Source organism: Polaribacter vadi (genome assembly GCF_018861005.1).
Taxonomy (GTDB): Bacteria; Bacteroidota; Bacteroidia; order Flavobacteriales; family Flavobacteriaceae; genus Polaribacter; species Polaribacter vadi_A.
Map to the genome: position 1 here is coordinate 161,214 of NZ_JAHKQL010000015.1, position 25,973 is coordinate 187,186.

The 25,973-nt window shown below is 29.4% G+C and carries 12 protein-coding genes and 1 tRNA gene; 11 read left to right on the forward strand and 2 right to left on the reverse strand.

The genetic code is table 11. The annotated features are described in order from the left end of the window. Position 1: 1 nt before the first annotated feature. From folB to KO506_RS07685, 3 genes are all read left to right on the forward strand, one after another. Complete coding sequence (folB, locus tag KO506_RS07675) at positions 2-358, forward strand: dihydroneopterin aldolase (RefSeq protein ID WP_215994310.1); 357 nt, start codon at positions 2-4, stop codon at positions 356-358. A 7-nt stretch (positions 359-365) separates the two neighbouring features. After that, positions 366-746, forward strand: coding sequence for a VOC family protein (locus KO506_RS07680; protein ID WP_215994311.1), 381 nt, complete (start codon positions 366-368; stop codon positions 744-746). 54 nt (positions 747-800) lie between these two features. After that, positions 801-871: transfer RNA gene (locus KO506_RS07685), tRNA-Cys, on the forward strand. A 381-nt stretch (positions 872-1,252) separates the two neighbouring features. On the opposite strand, the gene KO506_RS07690 is transcribed toward KO506_RS07685, so the two are convergent. Beyond that, on the reverse strand, positions 1,253-2,881 hold the full coding sequence (locus KO506_RS07690; RefSeq protein WP_215994312.1) for a sodium/sugar symporter: 1,629 nt from the start codon (positions 2,879-2,881) through the stop codon (positions 1,253-1,255). A gap of 195 nt (positions 2,882-3,076) precedes the next feature. Further along, the gene (locus KO506_RS07695) at positions 3,077-7,237 is read right to left on the reverse strand and encodes a hybrid sensor histidine kinase/response regulator transcription factor (protein ID WP_215994313.1); all 4,161 of its coding nucleotides are present in this window, start codon (positions 7,235-7,237) and stop codon (positions 3,077-3,079) included. 498 nt (positions 7,238-7,735) lie between these two features. Between KO506_RS07695 and KO506_RS07700 the strand changes: the two genes are divergently transcribed. The 8 genes from KO506_RS07700 to KO506_RS07735 all read left to right on the forward strand — a co-directional run bounded on the left by KO506_RS07700 (position 7,736) and on the right by KO506_RS07735 (position 25,972). After that, complete coding sequence (locus tag KO506_RS07700) at positions 7,736-9,187, forward strand: arylsulfatase (RefSeq protein ID WP_215994314.1); 1,452 nt, start codon at positions 7,736-7,738, stop codon at positions 9,185-9,187. A gap of 130 nt (positions 9,188-9,317) precedes the next feature. Further along, the gene (locus tag KO506_RS07705) at positions 9,318-11,873 is read left to right on the forward strand and encodes a fibronectin type III domain-containing protein (protein WP_215994315.1); all 2,556 of its coding nucleotides are present in this window, start codon (positions 9,318-9,320) and stop codon (positions 11,871-11,873) included. 34 nt (positions 11,874-11,907) lie between these two features. Further along, on the forward strand, positions 11,908-15,060 hold the full coding sequence (locus KO506_RS07710) for a glycoside hydrolase family 2 TIM barrel-domain containing protein (protein ID WP_215994316.1): 3,153 nt from the start codon (positions 11,908-11,910) through the stop codon (positions 15,058-15,060). A gap of 86 nt (positions 15,061-15,146) precedes the next feature. Continuing rightward, positions 15,147-18,206 (forward strand): glycoside hydrolase family 2 TIM barrel-domain containing protein, encoded by a 3,060-nt coding sequence (locus KO506_RS07715; protein WP_215994317.1) that lies wholly within the window; start codon positions 15,147-15,149, stop codon positions 18,204-18,206. Between the two features lie 202 nt (positions 18,207-18,408). Then, positions 18,409-19,914: a sialate O-acetylesterase gene (locus tag KO506_RS07720; RefSeq protein WP_215994318.1), complete on the forward strand. Its 1,506-nt coding sequence runs from the start codon at positions 18,409-18,411 to the stop codon at positions 19,912-19,914. Positions 19,915-19,930: 16 nt separating this feature from the next. Further along, on the forward strand, positions 19,931-21,445 hold the full coding sequence (locus tag KO506_RS07725; RefSeq protein WP_215994319.1) for a sulfatase-like hydrolase/transferase: 1,515 nt from the start codon (positions 19,931-19,933) through the stop codon (positions 21,443-21,445). A 28-nt stretch (positions 21,446-21,473) separates the two neighbouring features. After that, complete coding sequence (locus tag KO506_RS07730) at positions 21,474-22,598, forward strand: alpha-L-fucosidase (protein ID WP_215994320.1); 1,125 nt, start codon at positions 21,474-21,476, stop codon at positions 22,596-22,598. 305 nt (positions 22,599-22,903) lie between these two features. Then, the gene (locus KO506_RS07735; RefSeq protein ID WP_215994321.1) at positions 22,904-25,972 is read left to right on the forward strand and encodes a SusC/RagA family TonB-linked outer membrane protein; all 3,069 of its coding nucleotides are present in this window, start codon (positions 22,904-22,906) and stop codon (positions 25,970-25,972) included. Position 25,973 lies beyond the last annotated feature (1 nt).

Below are 25,973 nucleotides of genomic sequence, written 5' to 3' on the forward strand. Positions count from 1 at the left end.
AATGGGAATAATTAAAGTAAATAATATAAAACTATACGCTTTTCACGGTTGTTTAGAAGAAGAAGCAAAAATTGGTTCTTGGTATAGAGTTGATGTAGAGGTAAAAGCAGATTTAAAAAAATCAGCAAAGACAGATAATTTAGCAGATACTGTAGATTATGTGCATTTAAATCATATTGTAAAAGAAGAAATGGCAATTCGTTCTGAATTGTTAGAACAAGTTGCGCAACGAATTTTAGATCGATTTTTTAGAGAAATACAAATGATAAAAAAAGCGAAAGTAGCTGTTGCAAAAATAAATCCGCCAATTGGTGGTAATGTAGAAGAAGTTGTTATCATTTTAACGAAAAAAAGATAATGCTTTTATGAATCTAAATCAAGTTACTGTTCCTTCTTTACATGTTGATAAAGCTATTGGTTTTTATCAAAAATTAGGGTTAGAATTGATTGTGAAATCATTGCCAAATTATGCAAGATTTGTTTGTCCTGATGGTAATGCTACTTTTTCAATTCATCAAGTAGATGAGCTTCCAAAAGGAGTAGGGGTTTATGTTTATTTTGAGTGTGAAGATTTAGATGATAAAGTAAATGAATTTATCAAAAAAGGAATTCATTTTGATGAATTACCAAATGATAAAACTTGGTTATGGAAAGAAGCAAGGTTAAAAGATTTAGATAATAACCAAATTGTTCTTTTTTTTGGTGGAGAAAATAGAATAAATCCACCTTGGAGAATCAAAAAGTAAAAAATACTTGCAGTAAAAGTAATTTTGCGTAAATTTGCAATCCTAAATACAAAAGGTGTCTTGGCCGAGTGGCTAGGCAATGGTTTGCAAAACCATGTACAGCGGTTCGAATCCGCTAGACACCTCGAAATAATTCCATCTAACTATCAATATGTTAGATGGGATTTATTTTTTTATTGTCTTCAGTTGCCTACAATATCTCTTTCTGCTTTGTTTTATCACTTATAATAATGATAATTTTTAAAACTTATCAAATCTTAATATCAAAGAATTCCATCAATGGTACTCTCATTACGTTACCTAATATAACAATAGCAGATATATTTGAAGTTACTAAACTTTTTTCAATTTTATAAAGATAAGTCACCTCTTCACCAAAAAAATCATTTCTATAATAAGGGTTTTATATTTATTAATTTGGTAATGAGGTTATAAGAATATAAAAAGTGAGAAAATTTAAATAAATTCTCTCACTTTTAAATATGTTTTAATTCTTTGTTTTTTTCTTACCAGAATAAACAATAAAGAACTAAAAGTAAAATACAAATTACTATAGAACCAATATTGAATAATGGAGTTGTTTTAAATAAATTCTTAGTAATTTCAATTCCTTTAGAGTCATCTTTACCTTTGTTTTGTATGTGGCTTAATGACATAATAATCAGCATGGTTAAAAGAGTGGTTATTCCCATTTGATGCATCCAAGGTTCTAAACCTGCAATAGGTATAAACTTTAAAGCTAATGCGATTGGGAAAGATAAAACAGCACCCCAAATAGCAGCGTTGTTTGTTGTTTTTTTCCAAAATAAACCTAATAAAAAGATGGCTAAAATACCAGGACTTAACATACCTGTAAACTCTTGTATGTATTGAAAAACTTGATCTAATCCGTTTAATAATGGTGCAATAATAACAGCAATTAACAAAGCAATAGCTCCAGAAATTCTTCCAACATTTACAGTTGTTTTATCATCTGCATTTTTGTTAATGTATTGTTTATAAATATCCATAGTAAAAATGGTAGAAGTAGAATTCAACATAGAAGCTAAAGAAGAAACAATTGCAGCCGCTAAAGCAGCAAAAGCTACACCTTTTAGACCAGTAGGCAAAAATTGTAATAACCAAGGATACGCTTTATCAGCTTGCTCTGTAGAAGGAATGTTTAATAGACCTACATCTCCTAAGTTTGCCATAATTGAAGGGTCATTTACTATTACATAAGCAGCAATACCAGGAACAACAACAATAAGTGGAATAATTAATTTTAAAAATGCCGCTAATAAAATACCTTTTTGAGATTCTTTTAAAGATTTAGCTGCTAAAGTTCTTTGAATAATATATTGGTTGAAACCCCAATAATATAAATTTGCAACCCATAAACCACCCACTAAAACCCAAATTCCAGGTAAATTGATATAGTTATCATTAGATTCTTCAAGAATCATATGAAATTTTTCTGGTGCAGCTTCCCAAATTTTAGAAAAACCAGCTAACATTCCTTCTCCTCCAGAAACTGTATTTAGCGCCAAATAAGTAGTTATTAAACCACCTAATACTAAGAATACAACTTGTATAACATCTGTCCAAGCTACTGCAGATAAACCTCCATATAATGAGTACGCAGCTGCAAAAAGTGCTAGACCAACAATTGCATATACCATATCTACACCCATAATGGTTTCGATAGCTAATCCACCTAAAAACAATACAGAAGTAAGGTTTACAAAAATATAAAGTGATAACCAAAATATGGCTAAAATTGTTTTAAGGTTAGTAGAAAAACGTTTTTCTACAAATTCAGGAATTGTATATAACCCCTTTTCTATAAAAATGGGTAAAAAGTATTTACCTACTATTATTAATGTTAATGCAGCCATCCATTCGTAAGAAGCAATTGCAATACCCAATGCAAACCCAGAACCAGACATCCCTATAAACTGTTCTGCAGAAATATTTGCTGCAATTAAGGAAGTACCAATAGCCCACCAAGGTAAAGATTTACTTGCTAAAAAGTAATCTTCTGCATTTTTTTGGTGTCCCTTTTTATCACGAGAAACCCATAAACCTACACCTAAAATTAAAATGGCATAAGCAATGAAGACTAAATAGTCCCACATTTCAAATCCTGCTTTCATAATTATTGTTTTTGATAATTTTGTTTACAAACCTATATAAAAAATGTAGCAAGGATAGCTACATTTTGTTTCAAAAAAGGAGCTAAAATGTCTCGAAAAGACGGTTTTGTCTTTATTGTTAGGCTTTCTCTTTTGTTGATGTTAAATATATAACTCTTGTTGTAAATACATTTAAAATGTGTTTTTTATATTCTTTTAGTCTGTGTTGTTATTTTTAATAGTTTCTTTGTGTTGTTTTATGTATTCTGTTGGGCTTATACCATATTCTTTATTAAAGCATTTGCTAAAATATTTTTGATTATTAAAACCAGTCATATATGCTATTTCAGAAATATACATGCTATTTTTTTTAAGAAGTTGTTCTGCTCTTTTTAACCTTATTTTTTTAATAAAATTAACAGGTGTTTCGTTTAGAATAACTTTTAGTTTTCTATATAAATTTGCTCTACTCATACCCACTTCAGAGGCAAGATATTCTACGCTAAATAGATGATCTCCCATAGATTCTTCTACAATACTAACCAGTTTTTTTATAAATTTTTCATCATTAGATTCAATTTCAATCTCAGATGGAGCAGCTGTAATTACTTTACTGTATTCCGTTTTAAGTTGTTTTCTAGAAACTAAAGTGTTTTTTACTTTCCATTTTACAAATTCCATACTAAAAGGTTTTTCAATATAATCATCTGCCCCTATTGATAGGCATTCAATTTTTGTCTCTGGAGAATTTTTTGCTGTTAGCATAAAAATTGGAATGTTTTTAATTTGTGGGTTCTTTTTTAATCTTTTTAACATAGATATTCCATCTTCTACAGGCATCATAATGTCACTAATTATTAGTTTTGGGTTTTCATTTATTATTTTTTCATATCCTTCTTTTCCATCAGAAGCTTCTAAAATGTTAAATTCTTCGACTAATTCTTCTTTTAACATCAATCTTAATTCAGAATTATCATCAACAATTAATACTTTAGGTTTTATGTTGTTTTTAGAGTTTAATTTTTCTTCAAATTCTGATGATACTTCTTCTATTACTTGAAATTCTGAATTTTTAATAAAGTTTTTTAATAACGGAGTACTTGTTTTTAAAACTTCTTTTTTATCGTATCTTTTTTTACTAATAGGTAAGTAAAAAGTAAATTCTGTAAATTTATTTTCTTCACTTTTTGCAATAATAGTTCCATGGTGTCTTTCTAACAATTTTTGCACCAATTCCATACCAATGCCTGTACCAGGAATTTGATTGCTATAAGGTTTTGTTGCTTGGTAATATCTATCAAAAATATGTTTTAAATCTTTTGCAGGTATACCAACACCATTATCTCTAACAATACATTTTATGTAATTACTTTTAGGAAGATTTAAACTTATAATTTCTTGTTCTTGCTCTTGTTCTTCTTCTTTTACTAATTTTGTGTAAATATTTATTTTCCCTCCTTCTTGGGTATATTTAAAAGCATTAGATAATAGGTTAAATAAAATTTTTTCTAATATATCTACATCATACCAAGCTTTTATAGTTTCTTCTTCAGAGGTAAGATTGTACTCAATATTGTAGATTCTAGCAAAATCATTAAAAGCATTTTTAATAATGCTAATATCTTTTACAATGTCATTTTTAGAGATGTTTAGCTTAAATTTACCCTGATCAAATTTTCTAATATCCATTATTTGGTTTATAAGCCTATGCATTCTTAAGCTATTGTTATAAATTCGTTGGGATGTAAGTGGACTTAATGTAAATTGTTTTTCTTTTACTACTTTTTCAATAGTTCCTAGGATTAATGATAATGGAGTTCTTAGCTCGTGAGAAATATCCGTGAAAAACGTCATTTTCATTTTATTTAATTCGTTATCTTTTTCTCTACTAATTGTTTCTTTAACAAGGTTGTTTTTTAATCTAAACCACCTTCTAATTAAAAGAACACTTACTAAAAATAGAATAAGACTAATAAGGATATAGGTTATTATAGCCCATGTAGATTTCCATATTGGAGGCATTATTTTAAAAGATAATTCTGTAGGTATTTCGTTCCATACACCATCACTATTAGAGCTTTTAACCTTAAACGTATAAGAGCCATAAGAAAGATCATTGTAGTTGGCGTTTCTGTTAGATGCGTTAGTATAAACCCAGTAATTATTTAGGCCTTCTAACATGTAAGCAAATTCATTTTTATTTGGAGTGGTAAGGTCTAATGAAGAAAAATTTACAACAATGTTATTTGTATCATAAGGTAATATAATTGGGTTTTCTAAATTAACATTTGTAAGGTTTGATGTATTTAGATCTAAATTAGTAGTATTACTTTTTGTAGGACCCAAAGTGGTAAAACTGGTAATTACGGTTGCAGGTAACAGGCTTTTTTGAGAAAATTTATTTGCTTGTACAGTGTAAAAGCCATCTGGACAGCCAAAGTATAAGGTATTGTTTAGTTTGTTGGCTGAACTTGAATTAAAAAGAAACTGACTTTCTTTGATACCATCTTCTACTTTAAATGGTATAAATTTTTCGTTTTTTAAATCGAAGCGAACCAATCCGTCTTGTGTACTAAGCCAAATATTGCCTTCATGATCTTCTTCTATTGATGAAATAGTGTTTGATGTAAGACCGTTTAATTTACTAAAGCTTTTAAAACTATTTGTTTCTTTAATATATTGATTAATACCTCCACTCCTTGTTCCAATCCAAATGTTGTTGCTTTTATCTTCATGTAAACTTAAAATAGCGTTAGATGTTAATCCGTTTTCTTTAGATGGAATAAATTCTTCAATAGTCTCATTATTTAAATCTACTTTAAAAAGTCCTTCTCCTCTAGTACCTATCCATAAAACTTGATCTTTTGTTAAAAGAAATACAGATGTATGGTTTTTAGAGAGTTTGGCAATAACTTCTTCTTTAAATTTAGAGATTTCATTTTCTGTATTAATTACCTCTACACCATTGTTCCAAAGACCTATCCAGATTTCATTTTTATTGATAACCGCAATGTCAGTTATGTTATTTTTAAAAGATTTTATTTTTGTTAATTGAAGGTGTGTTTTTTTAGGATTATAAGTTTCAGACTGATACAGTTCGTTGTCAGAAACTATTAAAAGTTTGTCTTTTTTATAATTTTTAGATATGTGATTAACATTTTTAATTTGTGTATTTAATTTAAACGATTCTTTAGTTTTTGGGTTATATCTGTATATACCACTATTCATTCCTACTAAAATATTAGTAGAAGAATAAAATAATATACTATTAGATAAATCATTGCCAATTTTAGAAGGAGTTTCAATTTTATTATATTCAAAAATAGAAGTTCTTACACGGTATTTGTTAATTCCTTTTAAAGATCCAATCCAAAGGTTGCCATATGTATCAAAAACAATTGAAGTAATAAAATTATTTTTTAAGTTCCCATTTTCAGATTCTTTAGAAAATTTCACAAAATTATAGCTATTGTTAAGTCTAATTGCTTTTACTAATCCGTTTTGGGTTCCAATCCACAAATCTTCATCATTAGGACTAATTGCTAAAGATGTTAACTGAGTATTCTGTATTTTTAAAGAGTTAGAAATATTTGGATAAGATTCTAATATTTCTAGGTTATAATCAGTTTTATTATAGTTTAAAATAAAGAGGCCATGAGTAGTAGCCACAACAAATCTATTATTACCAAAATCTTTAATAGCTATTATTTCTTTTTCTAAAGAAGTTTTTACAAAAATACCTTCACTATTAATTGCAAAGAGCCCTTTTGATGTTCCAATCCAATATCTGCCAAAATCATCTTCTATAAAGGAATTTATTTGGTATTGGGGTTTTAATGCTTTGCCAACTTGTTTATTTAGTTTCTTGAAATTTTTATTAGATTCTATTTTTACTAAATCTATACCTTTTAAATTAGCAAAAACATTTCCTTTAGAATCCTTATGTAAAATTTCTGTTGTTATGTTTTTATTATAACCTTTAAATTTATTTTCTTTTCTGTTAAAATGGATTAAATAACTTTCGCTACCAATCCAAAGGTCTTGGTTGTCATCTTCTATAATTGAGTTAATACTATTATTTGGTATTGAATTTTGGTTAAAAACATCTTGTTGATACGTTACTAAATTGTAACCATCATATCTATACAAACCATTATTACTTCCAATCCATAAATACCCAATACTATCTTCAAACAAAACATTTACTTTTTTATTAAAAGGAGCACCTTGAATAATTAAATCATTAAAATAAGTTTCATTAGTTTGAGAAGTGCTAAATGTTGCATAGAAAAAGATAAATAAGCCAAATACTTTTTTTAGTATAGATATTTCTTTAAAAAGAAAAAAAGAAGTTTTTTTTATTAAATCGATGTTCATAAGGTTAAATATAAAAGGATCATTTAAAAAGTCTTATAATGTTATCTATTTTAACTCAAATATATGCAATAATAACGGAGTCATTATGTTGCGTTGTGAAGGGGGTAATGTTGCATAAGTGTTATTTTTTCAATTAAAGGTGTGAGTTCTATAATCAAAGAGTTTTTGGTTATATTTTTTTGATGTAAAAAATGTAAATAAAGCAATGGTTTTTTAAAGTGTTTTATGTAAACTTAAAAAGTTTGGTTTTTACCCTTGTAAAAAAATGGGTGTTATTTAAAGTTTATTCATTTTTAAGATTTAAATAATGGTGTCTTTATGTTTATTTTATAGTGTTTTATTGTTAATTTGGGTGTTTTTTTATCCAAATTCGCTAATTCTGCAACATTAGTAGGGTGTTTTTTATATTTATATTTTTTCTTTTAATAATACATTTGAGCTTAGCAAGCTTGTAGCGTTTTGCTAATTAGTATATTAATGTAAAAAAATAGTAAGTAAATGAAAAGAAATTTTAGAATCTTCACTTTAGCTATAATAGTCTCTGTCATATTTTCATGTAGTAATAACAAAATAAAAGATCAAGTAACCAATAAGAAACCAAACATCATTTATATTTTGGCAGATGATCTTGGCTATGGAGATTTAAGTAGTTATGGTCAAGAAAATTTTAAGACACCAAACATAGATAAACTAGTTTCTCAAGGTTTAATGTTTACACAACATTATTCAGGTAATACTGTTTGTGCACCTTCAAGATCGGCTTTATTAACAGGTATGCATACTGGTCACACACCAATTAGAGGAAATAAAGAAATCCATCCAGAGGGTCAGCATCCAATTCCAGCAAATACATATACAATGGCAGAAGCATTAAAAAAAGGTGGTTATGTAACTGGTGCTTTTGGTAAATGGGGTTTAGGTTATCCTGGTTCAGAAGGAGATCCTACTAAACAAGGTTTTGACGTTTTTTATGGATACAATTGCCAACGTTTAGGTCATAATTATTACCCAGACCATTTGTGGTCTAATAATGATTCTATTGTTTTAAATGGTAATAAAAATCATCAAAAAAATCAGTATGCGCCAAATTTAATTCAGTCAGAAGCTATTAAATTTTTAGAAAAAAATAAAGACACAACTTTCTTTTTGTATGTACCAACTATAATTCCACATGCAGAATTGGTGGCTCCTGAAGCTATTATGGATAAGTATAGGAGTAAATATATGCCAGAAAAAGAATTTAAAGGGACAGATGATGGGCCTCAATATAGATTAGGTAAATATGAGTCTCAAAAAGAGCCTCATGCAGCTTTTGTTGCTATGATAGAGGTGATGGATAATCAAGTTGGTGAAATAATGGATAAAGTTAAAGAGCTTGGTTTAGAAGATAATACAATTATTGTTTTTACTTCTGATAATGGTCCTCATACAGAAGGTGGAGCAGATCCTAAATATTTTAATAGTAATGGTAAATTAAGAGGTGTAAAAAGAGATTTATATGAAGGTGGAATTAGGGTGCCAATGACAATAAAATGGCCAGGTAAAATTAAACCAGGCACAAAAACGGATTTAGTTTCTGCCTTTTGGGATGTTTTTCCAACATTCTCTGAAGTTGCAGGAGTTGAAACTCCTGATAATATAGATGGAATCTCTTTTTTACCAACTTTATTAGACAAACCAGAAGAACAAAAACAACATGATTATTTGTATTGGGAGTTTCATGAAAGAGGTGGTAGACAAGCCATAAGAAAAGGAAATTGGAAAGCTGTAAAATATAATGTGTTAAGGAAGCCTAATGCACCAATGCAGTTATTTGATTTGTCTACAGATATTGGAGAAACTAATAATATAGCTAAGGAGCATCCACAAATAGTTGAAGAAATGAAACAATTATTTAATGAAGCAAGGACACCTTCTGATGTATTTAAATTTAATCAAGTATCATTTTAGAATAAAAAAGAATAGAAATGCATGCTTATAATTAGAAACCTAAAACTTACTAATTATAAGTATTCTTTTTAAATATAAAAGTTAATAATCCATGTTGTTTAAATTTTTAAAAAAGACATATTTTATTTTATTGCTCTGTCTTCTTCAGATTGATACGGTTTCATCTCAGAAATTAAATACTATCAATATAAATACAAAACAAGGGCATAAAATAAATAAAGGAACAAGTGGGTTTAACGTTCGTATTGCAGATAAGGTTTGGAGTTATACGCATCCAGATTTTATAAAATCTGTAAAAGAATTAAAACCTGGTTGGTTACGTTATTTTTCAGGAACAATGGGCGATGCTTTTAGCAGTGCTACTGGTCAATACGATTTAGATTACATTTCTAAGTTCGATCATCCAAAACCATTTTTAAAAGGACATAGATACTTAAAAGTAAAAGGGCCACACAGAATTATAGATTTATACAAATTACTTAGAGAAGTAAATGGTAAATTAATTGTAACAGTAAATGCTTTTGCAGAATCACCAGAAATGATTTTAGAGTTGGCTAGATTTTGTAAAAACAATAATATAAAAGTTGAGGTTTGGCAATTTTGTAACGAGCCTTATTTTTATGTACCAAACAGAAATAGATATTGGTGGAATGATGGTTATGATTATGCAGCCAAAATGAAACCTTATGCAGATGCAATTCAACAAATTTTTCCTGATGCACAACTAACTCTTAACTATACTTGGGATGGCGTTTGGACTTTTATGAAAGAAATTAATAAGTATCAAGAAGAAAAAGGTGCTTATTGGAATGTGTTTTCTAAACATTCTTACGCACCACATACAGGCAAAAAAGAAACAAGAGAACAAGCTTATAAACGAGCAAATACTAAATTATTAGAAGCAACTTCTAAAGCAGCTATGACGCAAATAGAAGCTTACACTTGGCAAGATGTGCCAATGGTAATTACAGAGTTTGGTGTTTGGAATAGCCCTTTAAACGGAATTTATTCTGGTATTTATAATATCGAATATGTAATGCGTCAATTAGAACATAAAAACACACAATATATAGGAGCTCATGAAGTAAGTAACAAGTATTATCCCTTACATAAAAACAGCCAAGTAATAGAAGATGCCTTTAAAAATAATGTTGCTATAGATACAGATACTATTTCAACAGGAATTAGAAGAGATATTGAAGGTAAGGCGTATAAAATTTATAATGAAGCCGTTAATAATTCTGAGTTTGTTTTTAAAACAGATTTAGAAAAAATGGTTTTGGTTGATGGTTTAAAAAAGACCAAAGTTGATGGAATGTTTGCGCAATCATACAAAGGAAATAATGGTTTTAATTATTTAATAATTAGTAACAGAGGCAACCAAGCTAATAAATTTCAATTAAAAATTGATGATAAAATATTTAAAGGTGATTTATTTGCTTCCTATATTTCAGCAAATTCCATTGCAGTTAGAAATCCAGATATTACAACAACGGAGTTTAAAAATGGATTGATTTCTGTAAAACCTTTTAGCTTATCAGTGATTAAATGGAAAACGAATAATTATACTTTAGAGCAACCAATTATTTATAATGCTTCTGTTGAAAAAGATGGAATTCTATTAAATTGGGGGGAAATTGCAAAGGCAACTTCTTATAAGATTTATTACGGAACAGATGCTTTAAACTTATCAAAAACAATTAAAGTTTCTGGTCAAAATAGTTTTTTAGTAAAAGAAGTAAGTCAAAATAAAAAGTACTTTTTTAAAATAGAAGCTTTAAATAGTGATAAAAATAGTGCATTATCTAACAGTGTTTTTGCAACTTATAAAAAGCCGGAAACTCCAACTATTTTTAAGGTATCTAGAAGAGATCATACAGTTACGCTTTTTTGGCAAAGTGTTTCAGATGTAAAAAATTATATAATTAACTACAAAGACGAAAACAATAAAGATATTGAAATTGATGCGGATAATGTTTTTGGCTATCGAATAGAAAATTTAAAAGACAATACAAAGTACAATTTTACTGTAACAGCTTGTAATGGTTTGGGTAAAAGTAAACCATCAAAAAAAGAAACAGTTTTAGTTTCGTATAGAGTGCCATATAGTCCTAGAAATGTATCTGCAATTAAAAAAACAGAAACTTCCATAGCTGTTAAATGGATTCCGCAAAAAAAGGTGTTAAGCAATACTAGTTATAATGTTTATAGAGGCACAAAATTGCATGATTTTACAAAAATTGCAAGTAAGGTAAAAGACACATTTTTTATTGACAATTCAATAAAAGATAAAATACAATATTATTACACAGTTAAAGCAGAAACAGAAGTTGGTGAAAGTAATTTTTATCCAAATACAGCTACTGCATTATCATTAGAAAGCAACTCAGAAATTAATATTCAGATTGTTAGAAAACAAAAAGACGGTTATTTAGTTGAAGTGAATTTGCATAAAATCACTTTAAATCCTAAAAATTCTTACGGAGTAATTCTTAACAATGTATCTTATTTAAATGTAGAACATGTTAAAATATTTGGAGAAAAAATTACCGAAAAAACTAACAAGTTTAAAGTATTGATCCCTTTATCAAAATTAAAAGAAAAGTCTAAATATGCTATAAAAGCCTTTGTGTTAAAAGGGAAAAGACAGATAGAGAGCACAGTTGTAAATCAAATTGTAGATTAAAAAGAAATATATAAAACCAACTAATTTTTTTAAAATGAAAAAAGCTTTATTAATCATTATTATCTCATTGGCATCTTTAGCTTCTTGTGATAAAGCAGACACAAAACCAATTTATGTTGCAGACAAATGGGAAAATCCAGAATGGGAAAACCCAGAAATATTCCAAATCAATAGAGAAGAACCAACAGCGTCTTTTTATAGATATACTGATGAGAAATCAGCTTTAAAAAATGATAGTTGGAAAAACTCTTCTTTATATCAATCTTTAAACGGAACTTGGAAATTTTATTATGCAGATAGTGTACAAGCAAGACCTACAGGTTTTTATAAAGCAGATTTTGATATTTCTAATTGGGATAACATAGAAGTGCCATCTAATTGGGAATTAAAAGGACATGGAATTCCTGTTTATACAAACAGAACGTATATGTTTCCTGCAAATCCGCCTTATATTCCTCATAACATCAATAGTAATGGGAGTTATAAAAAAGAATTTGAAATTGCTGAAGATTGGGATGGAAAAGATATGTATTTGCATTTTGAAGGTGTAAGTGGAGCAATGTATGTTTGGTTAAATGGTAAAATGTTGGGTTATAATGAAGGTAGTAAAACTGCTGCAGAATATAAAATAACAGATTTTGTTAAAAAAGGAAAAAACAATTTAGCTGTACAAGTATTACGTTGGTCTGATGCTAGTTATATGGAAGATCAAGATTTTTGGAGATTGAGTGGTATAGAAAGAGATGTGTATGTGTATGCTACTGATAAAGTAACTTTAAGAGATTTTAGAGTAACATCAGACTTACAAAACAATTATAAAGATGGTGTTTTTAAAGTTGATGTAAAGGTTGATAATAACTCTAATACAGCAACAGAAAAAGAAGTAAAAGTACAATTGTTAGATGGTGATAAAGAAATTTATACTACTTCAAAAAAAGTACAATTATCTACAGGTAGAAATACGGTTAGTTTTGATAAGATTATTAAAAATGTAAAAACGTGGAATGCAGAAATACCAAATTTATATACGCTTCTGTTAAGTGTAAATGGAGAATCTACTTCTATAAAAGTTGGTTTTAGAAACATTGCTATTAAAAACAATCAGTTTTTAGTAAACGGAATGCCAGTTTTAATTAAAGGAGCAAATTTACACGATCATAGTGAAACCGAAGGTCATGTAATTTCAGAAGAATTAACGTTATTAGATTTAAAGGTGATGAAAGAAAATAACTTAAATGCCATTCGTTGTAGTCATTATCCTAAAAATCCACATTTTTATAGATTGGCAGATAAATATGGTTTTTATGTAATTGATGAGGTGAATATAGAAACACACGGAATGGGAACAACAAACCAAGGTTTAAATAATAATAAAAAAGACCAAGCAGTGCATCCAGCATATTTACCTCAATGGAAAGAAATGCACATGGATAGAACTGTTAGAATGTTTGAGCGTGATAAAAATTATCCATCAATTGTAACTTGGTCTTTAGGTAATGAAGCAGGAAATGGAGAAAACTTTTTTGCAACTTATAAGTGGTTAAAAGAGCAAGATGCAACAAGACCTACACAATATGAAGGTGCAACACAATACGCAAATACAGATATACAAGCACCAATGTATTGGCCAATTGAAAGAATGATAAAGTATGCAGAAAATAATCCTAATCGTCCTTTAATTCAATGCGAATATGCGCATGCAATGGGTAATAGTGTAGGTAATTTACAAGATTATTGGGACGTTATCGAAAAGTACGATATTATGCAAGGTGGTTTCATTTGGGATTGGGTAGATCAAGGAATCTTAACTAAAAACGAAGAAGGAGAAGCTTTTTGGGCTTATGGAGGAGACTTGGGTGCTGGTCATTTACAAAATGATAATAATTTTTGTTTAAACGGAATTGTAAACCCAGATAGAACAGCACATCCTGCTTTATACGAAGTTAAAAAAGTATATCAGTATGTTAAATTTAAAGCAGTAAATATTAAAGCAGGAACAATAGAAATCAAAAATATTTATGATTTTACAAATTTAAATACACTAGATTTTTCTTGGACATTACTTAAAAATGGAGAAGAAGTTGCTAACGGAACTTTACCAGTTTTAAATGTAGCGCCTTATACATCGAAAAAAGTAAATATTAAGCTGCCTAAATTAACAGATGCAAAGGCAGAATATCATTTAAATGTGTATGCAAAGACTAAAACAGCTACAGATTTAGTTGCTGCGGGTCATACAGCTGCTTACGAACAATTTGAAGTTTATAATCCTAAAACTAAAACTATTTTTTCTAAAAATGATGGTTCTTTAAAAGCAGATGTAACAGATGCAACTATAGATGTTTCAGGAAATGGATTTAATTTATCTTTTAGTAAAGAAAACGGAGAATTAACTTCGTTAGATTACGGAAATGGAAATATTTTATTAAACGGAATTAAGGCTAATTTTTGGAGACCAACAACAGATAATGACTTTGGTTACAATATGTCTAAGAAATTAAATGTTTGGAAAAAAGCAACCGATAATCAAGAGTTAAAATCAATAGAAAGTAAAAATATTGATGCAAACACAACTTTAGTTAGTGCAACTTATCATTTAAGTGGTGTAGAAGGAACTTTGGTAATCGATTATACAATTGATGCAAAAGGAAAGATTTTAGTAAATACAAATGTTTCTGATATTAAAGATAAAACACCAGTTTTACCAAGATTCGGAAATAATTTTGTGGTGAAAAATGATTACAACAATGTAGAATGGTTTGGTAGAGGTCCTTTTGAAAATTACCAAGATCGTAAAAGTGCTGCATTAGTTGGTTTGTATAAAGCTCCTGTAGAAGATTTGTACTTCGAGTATATTCGTCCGCAAGAAAATGGATATAAAACAGATACACGTTGGGTGACATTTACAAATAATGCAGGAAACGGAATAAAAATAACAGCTTCAGATTTAATCTCTTTTAGTGCACATCATCAATATAATGATGATTTTGATGCTGGTGCAAAAAAACAACAACGTCATACAACAGATATTAAAAAACGTGATTTGGTAAATATTAATATCGATTACGGACAAATGGGTGTTGGTGGAGATAATAGTTGGGGTAAAATGCCTCATAAAGAATATCAAATAAAAGCGAAAAAACTAAATTATAGTTATACAATAGAACCTTTAAATAGCGGAAAGTAATTTATATTTAGCGCTTATTTTATTAAAAGTAAGCGCTATTTTTTTATTATAGAATTGTTCTTATTCACATTAAAAGTTTAAATAATATGCGTGTTAAAAATTTAATATTTCTTTTTGTATTTAATATTATCTTTTCGGGTTTTGCAAATAATGAAAATCCTAAAAATGATATAAAACGAATTAGTTTTGATGCAAACTGGAAGTTTATTCAACAAGATATTACTGGTGCAGAAAAGGTTTTTTTTGATGATAATTCTTGGAGAGTTTTAAATTTACCTCACGATTGGAGTATTGAAGGTGAGTACAATAAAAACAACCCAATGGGTGCAGGTGCAGGTTATTTGCCAGCAGGTTTTGGTTGGTACAGAAAAACGATTACAGTTCCAGAAAATTGGAAAGGAAAACACATAGAAATAGCTTTTGATGGTGTTTTTATGAATAGTACAGTTTGGGCAAATGGGCAAAAATTAGGAACAAGACCTTATGGTTGGGTTTCTTTTGCTTATGACGTTAGTAAAATTGCTAAAACATCAAAAACAATCACCTTTGCAGTTCGTGTTGATAATGATAAACAGCCTTCTGCACGTTGGTATACTGGTAGTGGAATTTATGCTCATACTTGGATTGATATTAAAAATAATACACATGTTAAAAGAGATGGAATTTTTATCAAAACCAAAGGGAATAAAGTCTTTGTAGAAGCTGAGTTGTTTACAAAAGAAGAAAATCGTAAAAAAGTAAAATTAATTACTTCTATTATTGATGAAAATGGAGTTGTAGTTGCTTGTAATAAGGACAAAATAAAATTAGAAAAAGAAGGATTAGTAACTTTAGATTTAGAGATTAAAAACCCAGAATTATGGTCTATAGAAAATCCTTATTTATACACTTTAAAATCCGAGGTTTTTATAGGTAGTAAAGTTGTTGATGTTGTAAAGACCAAATTTGGTGTTAGAGATATTGAATGGATTGCAGAATCTGGAATGTGGATTAATGGTAAAAATGTAAAACTACAAGGAGTTTGTAATCATCAAGATGCTGGTGCTCTAGGGGCAGCAGTTCCGTACAAAATTTTAAAGTTTAGAGTTCAACAATTAAAAGATATGGGTGTAAATGCAATAAGAACTGCACACAACCCACAAACACCAGGGTTTTATGACATTTGTGATGAATTAGGAATGTTGGTGATGGATGAAATTTTTGATGGTTGGAAGAGAAAAGCAAAAAATGATTATGGAGCGCATCATTTTAATAAATGGTGGAAACAAGATTTAACAGATTGGATTAAACGAGATAGAAATCATCCATCAATTGTAATTTATAGTGTTGGTAACGAAACTAAAGGAGCAATTGCAAAAGATTTGGTAGCAACATGTAATCTTTTAGATCCTACACGTCCTGTAACTTCTGGTCACTCAAGTTCGGAATATATGAATGTTTTAGGAGTAAATGGAGGTAGTGAAAGAAATGGATATATGGAAAACCTATCAGAACAGCAAAAAGGAAAGGTTTTTATAGGTACAGAAAACACACATACTTGGCAAGTTAGAGGTTATTACAGAACTAAAACTTGGTATAGAGATGGATTGAAAAAAAATGTTTATCCTATTCAAGATTTGACAGAGAAAGAAGTTTTTACTCATGATTGGACAGCTTTAGAAAATAAAACAAACAGAAAACAAGTTTTTAATTCTAGTTACGACAATGCTACTGTAAGAGTTTCATCAAGATTAAATATAGCACAATTAAGAGATATCCCTGCTTATGCAGGTTCTTTTAGATGGACAGGTTATGATTATATAGGAGAAGCTGGTTACGTTCATGGTGGTTGGCCTTTTAAAGCATTTATGGGAGGTGCAATTGATTTAGCAAACTTTGAAAAAGACCTATTTTATTTATATCAAAGTCAATGGACAGAAAAGCCAATGGTACATATTTTACCACATTGGACGCATCCAAAAGTGGCTTTAGATACAGAAATTCCGGTTTGGGTTTATTCAAACACAGATGAGGTAGAATTGTTTTTTAATAACGTTTCTTTGGGTAGGCAAAAACCAGGGCAAGCATGGGATAAAATGCAATGTCAATGGCTGGTAAAATGGCAACCAGGAACTTTAAAAGCGGTAGGTTATAAAGAAGGAAAAGTAGTTTCTGAAGAAATTATAAGAACAGCTAATCAACCATCAAAAATTAAATTATCTGTTGATGGAGCTGCTTTAGGTGATATTGAAGATGACATAGTGCAAGTACGCGTAACCACTACAGATGATAAAGGTGAATTTTATCCTTATGGAGAAAATAGAACTTATTTTAATGTTTTTGGAGCAGGTAAAATAAAAGCTTTAGATAATGGAAGTCCAGTAGATGTAGAACAACATGTTGGACCAAATAATAGAATCGCTTTTTACGGATTAACACGTGCTTATATTGCAGCAACAAGTAATAAAGGAGCTGTTAATTTATTAGCTAGTTCTATTTTAGGAGAAAAAAAATTAATCACATCTAATAAAGTTAGTATAGATACTAAGATTATCAATTTAAGAGGAAATATAATCAATCCAAAAATTGAAGTTTATTATACTACAAACGGTGATATACCAACAATAAAATCAACTAAATATAAAGGAAGTTTTACTGTTGATTTAGAAACTACAGTAAAAGCTTTAATAGTTGTTGATGGAAAAACTATTCAAATTTTAGAAGAAAAATTCGGAAAAAATGAAGGCTTTACTTGGAATGAGACTATTGTAAATAATGCTAATATTGGAGAACAAGCAGAAGAAGCAACACTAAAAAATGCTTCTATTTCATCTAAAGGAAAAAACTTTAACGGTAAAGGTTTTGTACGTTTTGATAAAAAAGAAGCGTCAATTTCTTGGTATCAAGAAAATGACGGAGGTGCAAGAAATGCAGATTTAATTATTCGTTATAGTACAAACAACAAAAATAAGATTGGTGCTTTTGTTAAAGTAACAGTAAACGGAAAAGTGATTAATAATAAGCAACTTCTATCAAATACTAAAAATGTAGCAAATAATTGGAAAAAAGTAAAAATTCCAATTATGATAGATCGTGGAGCTAATACTATTAAAATAGAATCTTTAGAAGATAGGGTAGTTTTAATTGATGAAATTCTTGTTAATTAAGTTAAAAGATTTCTTTGTCTAAAATGTGTTCATTTTAGATAAAATAATTTCAAAAATCGTCTAAATCATTTATTATTAGACGATTTTTTTATGCTTGCAACATTTGTTACCCATAGTTGATATTTGTATCGATTCTATATTTCCTTGTTATTTATACATTTGTATGAGTACCAAAAGATTAATCATTCAATCAAACAAAAAAATGACGTTACAAAAGAAGGCTGTAAATGGTTTTACAAATCGATTATTTTTATTTACGGTATTATTTTCTTCACTTTCATTGTTTTCTAATGATTTAAAATTAGGATCTCTTTTTCAAGAGCATATGGTTTTGCAAAGGAATATGCCAATTAATATCTGGGGTAAATCTTTACCAAGTAAACAAGTAAACGTAGCTTTAAATAATAAAATGATTACAGTTGTTTCTGATGCTAAAGGAAATTGGAAAGCTGTTTTACCAAAATTTAAAGCAGGAGGTCCGTTTAAATTTAGTGTAACTTCAGAAAACGAATCTATAATCTTTAAAGATGTTATGATTGGTGAAGTTTGGATTTGCGCTGGGCAATCTAATATGGTATGGCCTCATAAAAAAATTAAAGAAATTCACAAATTAGATGCACTATCAAAAAATATTAGAACTTTTGAAATGCCTCAAACTGTAGCGTTTCAAAAACAAGATAATATTCAAAACGGAGTTTGGGCTTTAAAAAATCCTTCTAGTGCTGTTGCTTTTTCTTTTTCATATTTCTTACAAAAAAACATAGGCGTTCCTGTTGGTGTTATTCTAACAGCTTGGGGTAGTTCTTCTATAGAAGGTTGGTTGCCAAGAGAGGCAACAAAACAATTACCTCACTTCAATGAAATAATGGAAACTTTTGATGCAGACCAAGAAAAAAATCAACAAATAAAATCAATATTAAACACCAAAGGGAAAAGAAAAAGGGAAGATGATATTTTTTTAAGAAGGCAACCAAATATTCTTTACAATGCTATGATGAACCCTATTATACCATACACCTCTAGAGGTCTTGTTTGGTATCAGGGAGAGTCAAACACAAAAACAAAAGAAACAATGCTTCAATATAAAGAAACATTTACTTTTTGGGCAGATTATCTAAGAAATCAATGGCAACAATCTCCTTTAGAAATTATTGTAGTAGCATTACCTGGTTATATTGGTAAAACAAACAAAAAACCACGTTTTGATGCAGAAAATCCAACAGAAAAATCTTGGGCTTGGATGAGAGCATCTCAATTTGAATTAGATAAAATAAAAAATGTATCTGTAGTTACAACAATAGATTTAGGGAAAGCTTTTAATATTCATCCAAGTGATAAGTTGCCTGTAGGTAAAAGAATAGCTCTTTTAGCAGAAAAAGTAACTTTTAATAAAAAAGGTTTGTTTAATGGACCTATTTTCAAAAATTATAAAATAAGAAAGAATAAAATTATTATAAAGTTTTTTGATGCAAAAGGCTTAACAACTAATGATGCAAAAGTTCCTAGAGGCTTTTGGATTTCTGATAAAAATAAAAAATGGCATAAAGCAACAGCAGTTATCAAAGGTAAAAAAGTAATCATAAAAGCAGAAGGTGTAGAAAAACCATTACATGTGCGTTATGCATTTTCTGCAAAACCAGATGTTAACTTGGTTAATAAAATAGGTTTACCAGCAAGACCTTTTAGAACAGATACATTTCAAAATTAAATCATCAAAAAAAAACATGAAAAACATAATAATTAGAACGTTAATTCTTATCAGTATACTTAGTTTAAGTAGTTGTGCAACAAATCAAAATAAACAGAAAGAGGATAAAAAGAAACCTAATATTTTATTCATTTTTACTGATGATCAAAGAGCAGATGCTATAGGGGCAAGTGGAAATCCATATATAAGTACACCAAATATAGATAAACTTGGAGAAGGAGGAACACGTTTTGAAAACGCTTATGTAATGGGTGGAAACCATGGGGCAGTTTGTGCAGCAAGTAGAGCAATGTTAATGAGTGGAAAAAGTCTTTTTCATGTGTATGATAAATTAAAAGGCGTAAAAACAATGCCAGAATATTTTGGCGAGTTTGGTTACGAGTCTTTTGGTACAGGTAAATGGCATAACGAACCTTCTAGCTTTGTTAGAAGTTTTGATAAGGGCAAAAATATTATGACAATGGGGATGGCAGATCATTACAATGCTCCAGTTAGAAATTTAACTTCTGATGGTAGCTTAACAAAACCAGTTAAAAAAGGTTTTTCTACAGATTTAATTGCAGATGCAACTCTAGAATATTTAAATAATTATGCAAAAGGAAAAACAGAAAAACCATTTTTTTGTTATGTTGCATTTAATGCACCTCATGACCCAAGATCACCAAGAGAAGATTATATAGGCATGTATAAAGAAGATGCAATTCCTATTCCAGGTAATTTTAAAGGTTGGCACCCTTTTAAGTTTGATAATATGAATATTAGAGACGAAACACTTGGTCCTTGGCCAAGAACACCAAAACTAATAAGTCAATCTTTAGCAGATTATTATGCATTAATTAGTCATATGGATGATAGAATTGGAGATATTATTAAAACCTTAAAAGCTCAAAATTTATACGATAATACCATTATTGTTTTTGCTTCAGATAATGGTTTGGCAATAGGAAGCCATGGTCTATTAGGAAAACAAAATTTATACGAGCATAGTGTAAAAGTGCCTTTAATAATTAGTGGTCCAGGTATTGACAAAAATCAAAAAAAGAACGCTTTGGTTTATTTATACGATCTTTTTCCAACATTAGCAGATTTATGTGAATTGCCACTACCAATAAATATTGATGGAGAAAATTTAGCGCCTTTACTAAAAGGGAAAAATATAGAAACACGTAAGTCTTTATATACTGCCTATAGAAATACGGTAAGAGCCGTAAGAACAGAAGATTGGAAATTAATTACATACCCAAATCAAAATTATCAACAACTATTTAATTTAGAAAAAGATCCTTTAGAGTTAAATAATCTAGCAGAAAATATAGAGAATAAAACAAAAGTAGAAGAATTGTCAAATTTAATGGCAAATTGGTATCAAAGTTCAGATGATACTGCAAACATGTCTCCAAAAAAGATTCTTCCAATGGAGTACGATTATAAAAAACTAAAGCAAAGACCAGATGATAAACAACCTAAATACACTTTAGATAAATATTTTAAAGGGGTAGATTTATCAAAAATAAAAAAAACGAAACACTAAACTAATTAATAAAACAATCACTTTTCTTATGATAGATAGAAGAAAATTTATACAACTTTCTGCACTAGGAACAGCAGGAGCTCTTTTAATGACAAATTGCAAAAGCATAATGAGTACCAGTAATGTGCCTAATTATTTAAATGATTATAAGAGTACTTTTTCAAATGATCCTCGTAAAGCATCTATAGATTGGTTTAAAGATGCTAAATATGGGATGTTTATTCACTATGGATTGTATTCTATTTTAGGAAGACATGAGTGGGTAATGTATAACGAAAAAATTCATGTAGCAGAATATGCTAAACTAAAAGACAAATTTACCGCAGAAAAGTTTGATGCAGATTTTATAACAGATTTAGCATTAGAAGCAGGTATGAAATACATCAACTTAACTACGCGTCATCATGATAGTTTTTGTTTGTGGGATACAAAATATAGCGATTTTAAAAGCACAAATTCTCCTGCAAAAAGAGATTTAGTGGCAGAGCTTTCTGAGCAGTGTAATAAAAAAGGATTAGCTTTTTTCTTGTATTATTCTCATGGTAGAGATTGGCAACATCCGCATGCACCAAATAATGATAAATGGGGAGGTGCAGCAAGACCTAAATACAAAACTAAAGAACCTTTCTATAAATATGGAGATGAACATCATTTAGAAAAGTATTTAGAGTTTATGACCAATCAAGTAGATGAGTTATTAACTAATTACTCTCAAATAGCAGGTATTTGGTTAGATGGTTTTTCTACGCCAGCTTCTGGAGACAGAAATAAATTTAAACTTCAAGAATTGTACGATTTAATTCACTCTAAACAACCACAAACATTGGTTTCTTATAAACAAGGAATGATTGGTACAGAAGATTTTTTAGCACCAGAACGTAAATTTAAAAAAGGTAGTACAGAAACACCTTTAGAAATTTGTGACCATTTGCAACGTAAAGGTTGGGGATACACAAAAACTCAAGACGGAAAACACAAAAATAAAGAAGAGGTAATAGCTATGTTAAAAAAAGCAGCAAGTTACCCAGCAAATTTATTATTAAATACAGGGCCTTTACCTTCAGGAGAAATGCATCCAGAAGATGTAAAAGTTTTAAGAGAGGTTGGTAAAGAAATTAAAAACAGAGGTTGGGAAGGTATTTTGAACTCTTAAAATTCTTTCAATATGAAATATATGATAAAGTTAGTCATATTCTCATAAAATAATTAGAAGTATTGTCTAAAAGGCTTATTTATAGTGGGGTGTATTGTTTAAAAGCAACATTTTTAACCCTATTCTGAGAAATTTCATTCTTAATATAGTGTTAATATTGCACACATATCTATCAATTTAATATAGATATATAGATAGGAAGAAAAGTCTTCTAATGAAATAATTAATCAAAAAACTTAATTTAAACTTTTAATTATTATGACTGTAAAATTTCAAGATTCTATTAATTCAGAAAATTTAAATTTATGAAAAAACTCAACTTATTATTACTATTATTATCCATTTCTTGGGGGTCTTTTTCTCAAGAAATAATTAAAGGTGTTGTAAAAGATTTTGGAGGAATCCCATTACTTGGTGTAAGTATTATTGAAAAAGGAACAAAAAATGGAACAATTACAGATTTTGATGGTGTTTATCAAATAGAAGTAGCTCCAAATTCTACTTTAGTTTTTTCTTATTTAGGGTTTAAGACTCAAGAGATAAAAATAAATGGAAAAACGAGTATCAATATTACAATGGAAGAAGATGCAGAAAATCTTGATGAAATTGTGATTGTTGGTTATGGAAAACAAAAAAAAGAAAGTGTTTTAAGTGCAATTAGCCAAATAAAAGGAGAAGATCTTGTAAAAGCAGGTTCTCCTAATGTAGTAAATTCTTTAAGTGGTATAACACCTGGTCTTAACATAGTGCAATCTTCTGGAAAACCAGGATTTGATGAAGGTGAGATATATATTCGTGGAAATGCAAATCCGTTAATACTTGTTGATGGTGTTGAAATTGTTGGTGGTATTGCCAATATAGATCCAAGAGATATTGAGAATGTAAGTGTTCTAAAAGATGGGGCAGCAACTGCGGTATATGGAGTTAGAGGAGCAAATGGGGTTATAATTTTTACAACAAAACGTGGTAAAATAGGACCACCTAAGTTTAGTTCTTCTAGTCAATTTGCTGTAAAAACATTAAATAATAGGCCAAATATGTTAAATGCTTATTCAGGATTAAGCGCATTGAATGATGCTGTTTTAAATGACCAAGCTTATACGTCTGGGTATACAGATCCAGAAGATTTGATAAATTGGCAAAATGGAGGTTCTCCATATCTTTATCCAGATACTAATTGGCAAGATGTAGTGCTTAAAGATTATGCTACTAGTTTAAATCAAACCCTTAGTATGCGAGGAGGAACAGATTTGGTAAAATACTATGCTTCTGTAGGATATTTGCAGGAAGGTGATATTACCAAAACAGAAAAACTTTTTAATTTTGACCCAGCATTTGATTTTAAGAGATATTCTTTTAGAGGAAATTTAGATTTTACATTAAGTAAAACTACTCGTTTAAAAACAAGTGTTAGTACTCGTTTTGAAAACACAAATCAACCAGGTAGTGGTAGTATTAGTTTCTTAAACTTATATCGTGCTTCTCCACTAACTACACCTATTTATCCAGCAGAAGTAATGGAGTTATTTGCAGACCCTTTGTATCCAGGGATATCTGAATGGAGGCTAGGAACAGGAGCTGGTAGTGATGATTATAATATGTATGCAGATTTAAATGCTAATTATACTGGTTCTCAGCAAAATACAAAGACAGTTTTTTCTATGGATTTTGAATTAGAACAAGATTTAGATTTTATTACTAAAGGACTCTCTTTTACAGGAAAATACAATTATGTAAGTAATTATAATACTGTAAGAAAATATATATATGATGGGCCAAGATTAGATCGTTATTATTTAAATACTGATGGTACTTGGATTTCCACAGAAGGTAGAAACTATGAACGTAGAACATATACAGAAGGTAATGAGTCAATAAGTTACAGCCAACAAATAAGCTATTACAGAGCACAACTTAACTACAAAAGATCTTTTGGTAAGCACAATGTAACAGGTATGGGGCTTTTTAGCAGAAACGAAAGAATTATTAATACTACATTTCCTTATTATAACGAAGATTGGGTAAGTAGGTTTACTTATAACTATGCGTCAAAATACTTTTTTCAGGTTAGTGGAACTTACAATGGAGATGAAACTTTTGCAGAAGGGTATCGTTTTAAGTTTTTTAAATCTATTGAAGCTGGGATTAACTTAGCGAAAGAAGATTTCGTTAAAAAGAATATTCCTGCACTTAATAACTTTAAAATCAGATATTCTTATGGAGAAACCGGTTCTAAAGCAGGCTTAGGAGGTAGTAGATGGGAGTATTTAAGTTATTATGAAAATATAACTAGTACAACATTAAGAAGTCGTTATTTCTTTGGAGAAGATATAAATCCATTACTTACAATTATTGGAGAAACACAAATAGGAAACCCAGAATTAACTTGGGCAACAGTATCTAAACAAAATTTAGGTGTTGATTTTGGACTCTTTAATAATAAATTATCAGGTACTGTAGACTTCTTTAATGAAAAAAGAGATGGGTTAATAGGCGTACCTAGTAGTGCAATTGTTCCTTTGTTTTATGGTTCTACAGCAACCCTAGCTTTTGAAAACTATGGAGCTTCAAAAAGACAAGGATATGAAGTTGCCTTAACATATAAAGGGAATATAAAAGGAGATTTTAAATATTCTGTTACAGGTTTTTATGGATTTAATGAAAATAGAATCTTAAAAAGTGTTGCTGATGGAGCTGGAACTCCAGAATATAGCCAATTATCAGGAAAACCAGCAGGAACTACTGCTTTGTTACAAGATGATGGATATTTTCAAAACATAGATGAAGTAGTAAATTACCCAGATTTTGCAGGTGGTCCAGGTTTAGGAGACTATAGATATGTAGATTATAATGCTGATGGAAGTGTGGTAGCAAGTGATACCGATGATTTTGTTAAATACGATTTACCAGCTTCTCCTGAACATAGTTTTAGTTTAAATTTCAATTTTAATTATAAATCTTGGAATTTAAGTGCATTGTTAAATGGAATTTCTGGGCATAAAGGACTAGTTAATACAAATATAGCATATGCATTGCCTGGAGGTAACCCTACAGGACGATATAGTCAGTTAGATTATTGGACACCAACAAATACAGATGCAGCTTACCCAGCTGTTCATGTTCTAAATACTAACAACTTAACCAACTCTACAGCTCGTATTGTTAATTTAGATTACATCAAACTAAGAAGTTTACAATTAGGTTATAATTTTGATGTAAGTAACGTTAAGAATATTAGTAAGTTAAATGTTTATGTGAGTGGTAATAATATTTTCACGATATCTAACATAGATTATGGTGATCCAGAAGGTAATAATCCAGGGTCGTACCCAGTTTTATCAAGGTTTAATCTAGGACTTAATGTGAGTTTATAAA

Excerpts from the sequence above, each read along its gene's own strand:
- folB (WP_215994310.1), top strand. The coding sequence starts at position 2 with ATGGGAATAATTAAAGTAAATAATATAAAACTATACGCTTTTCACGGT.
- KO506_RS07680 (WP_215994311.1), top strand. The coding sequence starts at position 366 with ATGAATCTAAATCAAGTTACTGTTCCTTCTTTACATGTTGATAAAGCT.
- KO506_RS07690 (WP_215994312.1), bottom strand. The coding sequence starts at position 2,881 with ATGAAAGCAGGATTTGAAATGTGGGACTATTTAGTCTTCATTGCTTAT.
- KO506_RS07695 (WP_215994313.1), bottom strand. The coding sequence starts at position 7,237 with ATGAACATCGATTTAATAAAAAAAACTTCTTTTTTTCTTTTTAAAGAA.
- KO506_RS07700 (WP_215994314.1), top strand. The coding sequence starts at position 7,736 with ATGAAAAGAAATTTTAGAATCTTCACTTTAGCTATAATAGTCTCTGTC.
- KO506_RS07710 (WP_215994316.1), top strand. The coding sequence starts at position 11,908 with ATGAAAAAAGCTTTATTAATCATTATTATCTCATTGGCATCTTTAGCT.
- KO506_RS07715 (WP_215994317.1), top strand. The coding sequence starts at position 15,147 with ATGCGTGTTAAAAATTTAATATTTCTTTTTGTATTTAATATTATCTTT.
- KO506_RS07720 (WP_215994318.1), top strand. The coding sequence starts at position 18,409 with ATGACGTTACAAAAGAAGGCTGTAAATGGTTTTACAAATCGATTATTT.
- KO506_RS07725 (WP_215994319.1), top strand. The coding sequence starts at position 19,931 with ATGAAAAACATAATAATTAGAACGTTAATTCTTATCAGTATACTTAGT.
- KO506_RS07730 (WP_215994320.1), top strand. The coding sequence starts at position 21,474 with ATGATAGATAGAAGAAAATTTATACAACTTTCTGCACTAGGAACAGCA.
- KO506_RS07735 (WP_215994321.1), top strand. The coding sequence starts at position 22,904 with ATGAAAAAACTCAACTTATTATTACTATTATTATCCATTTCTTGGGGG.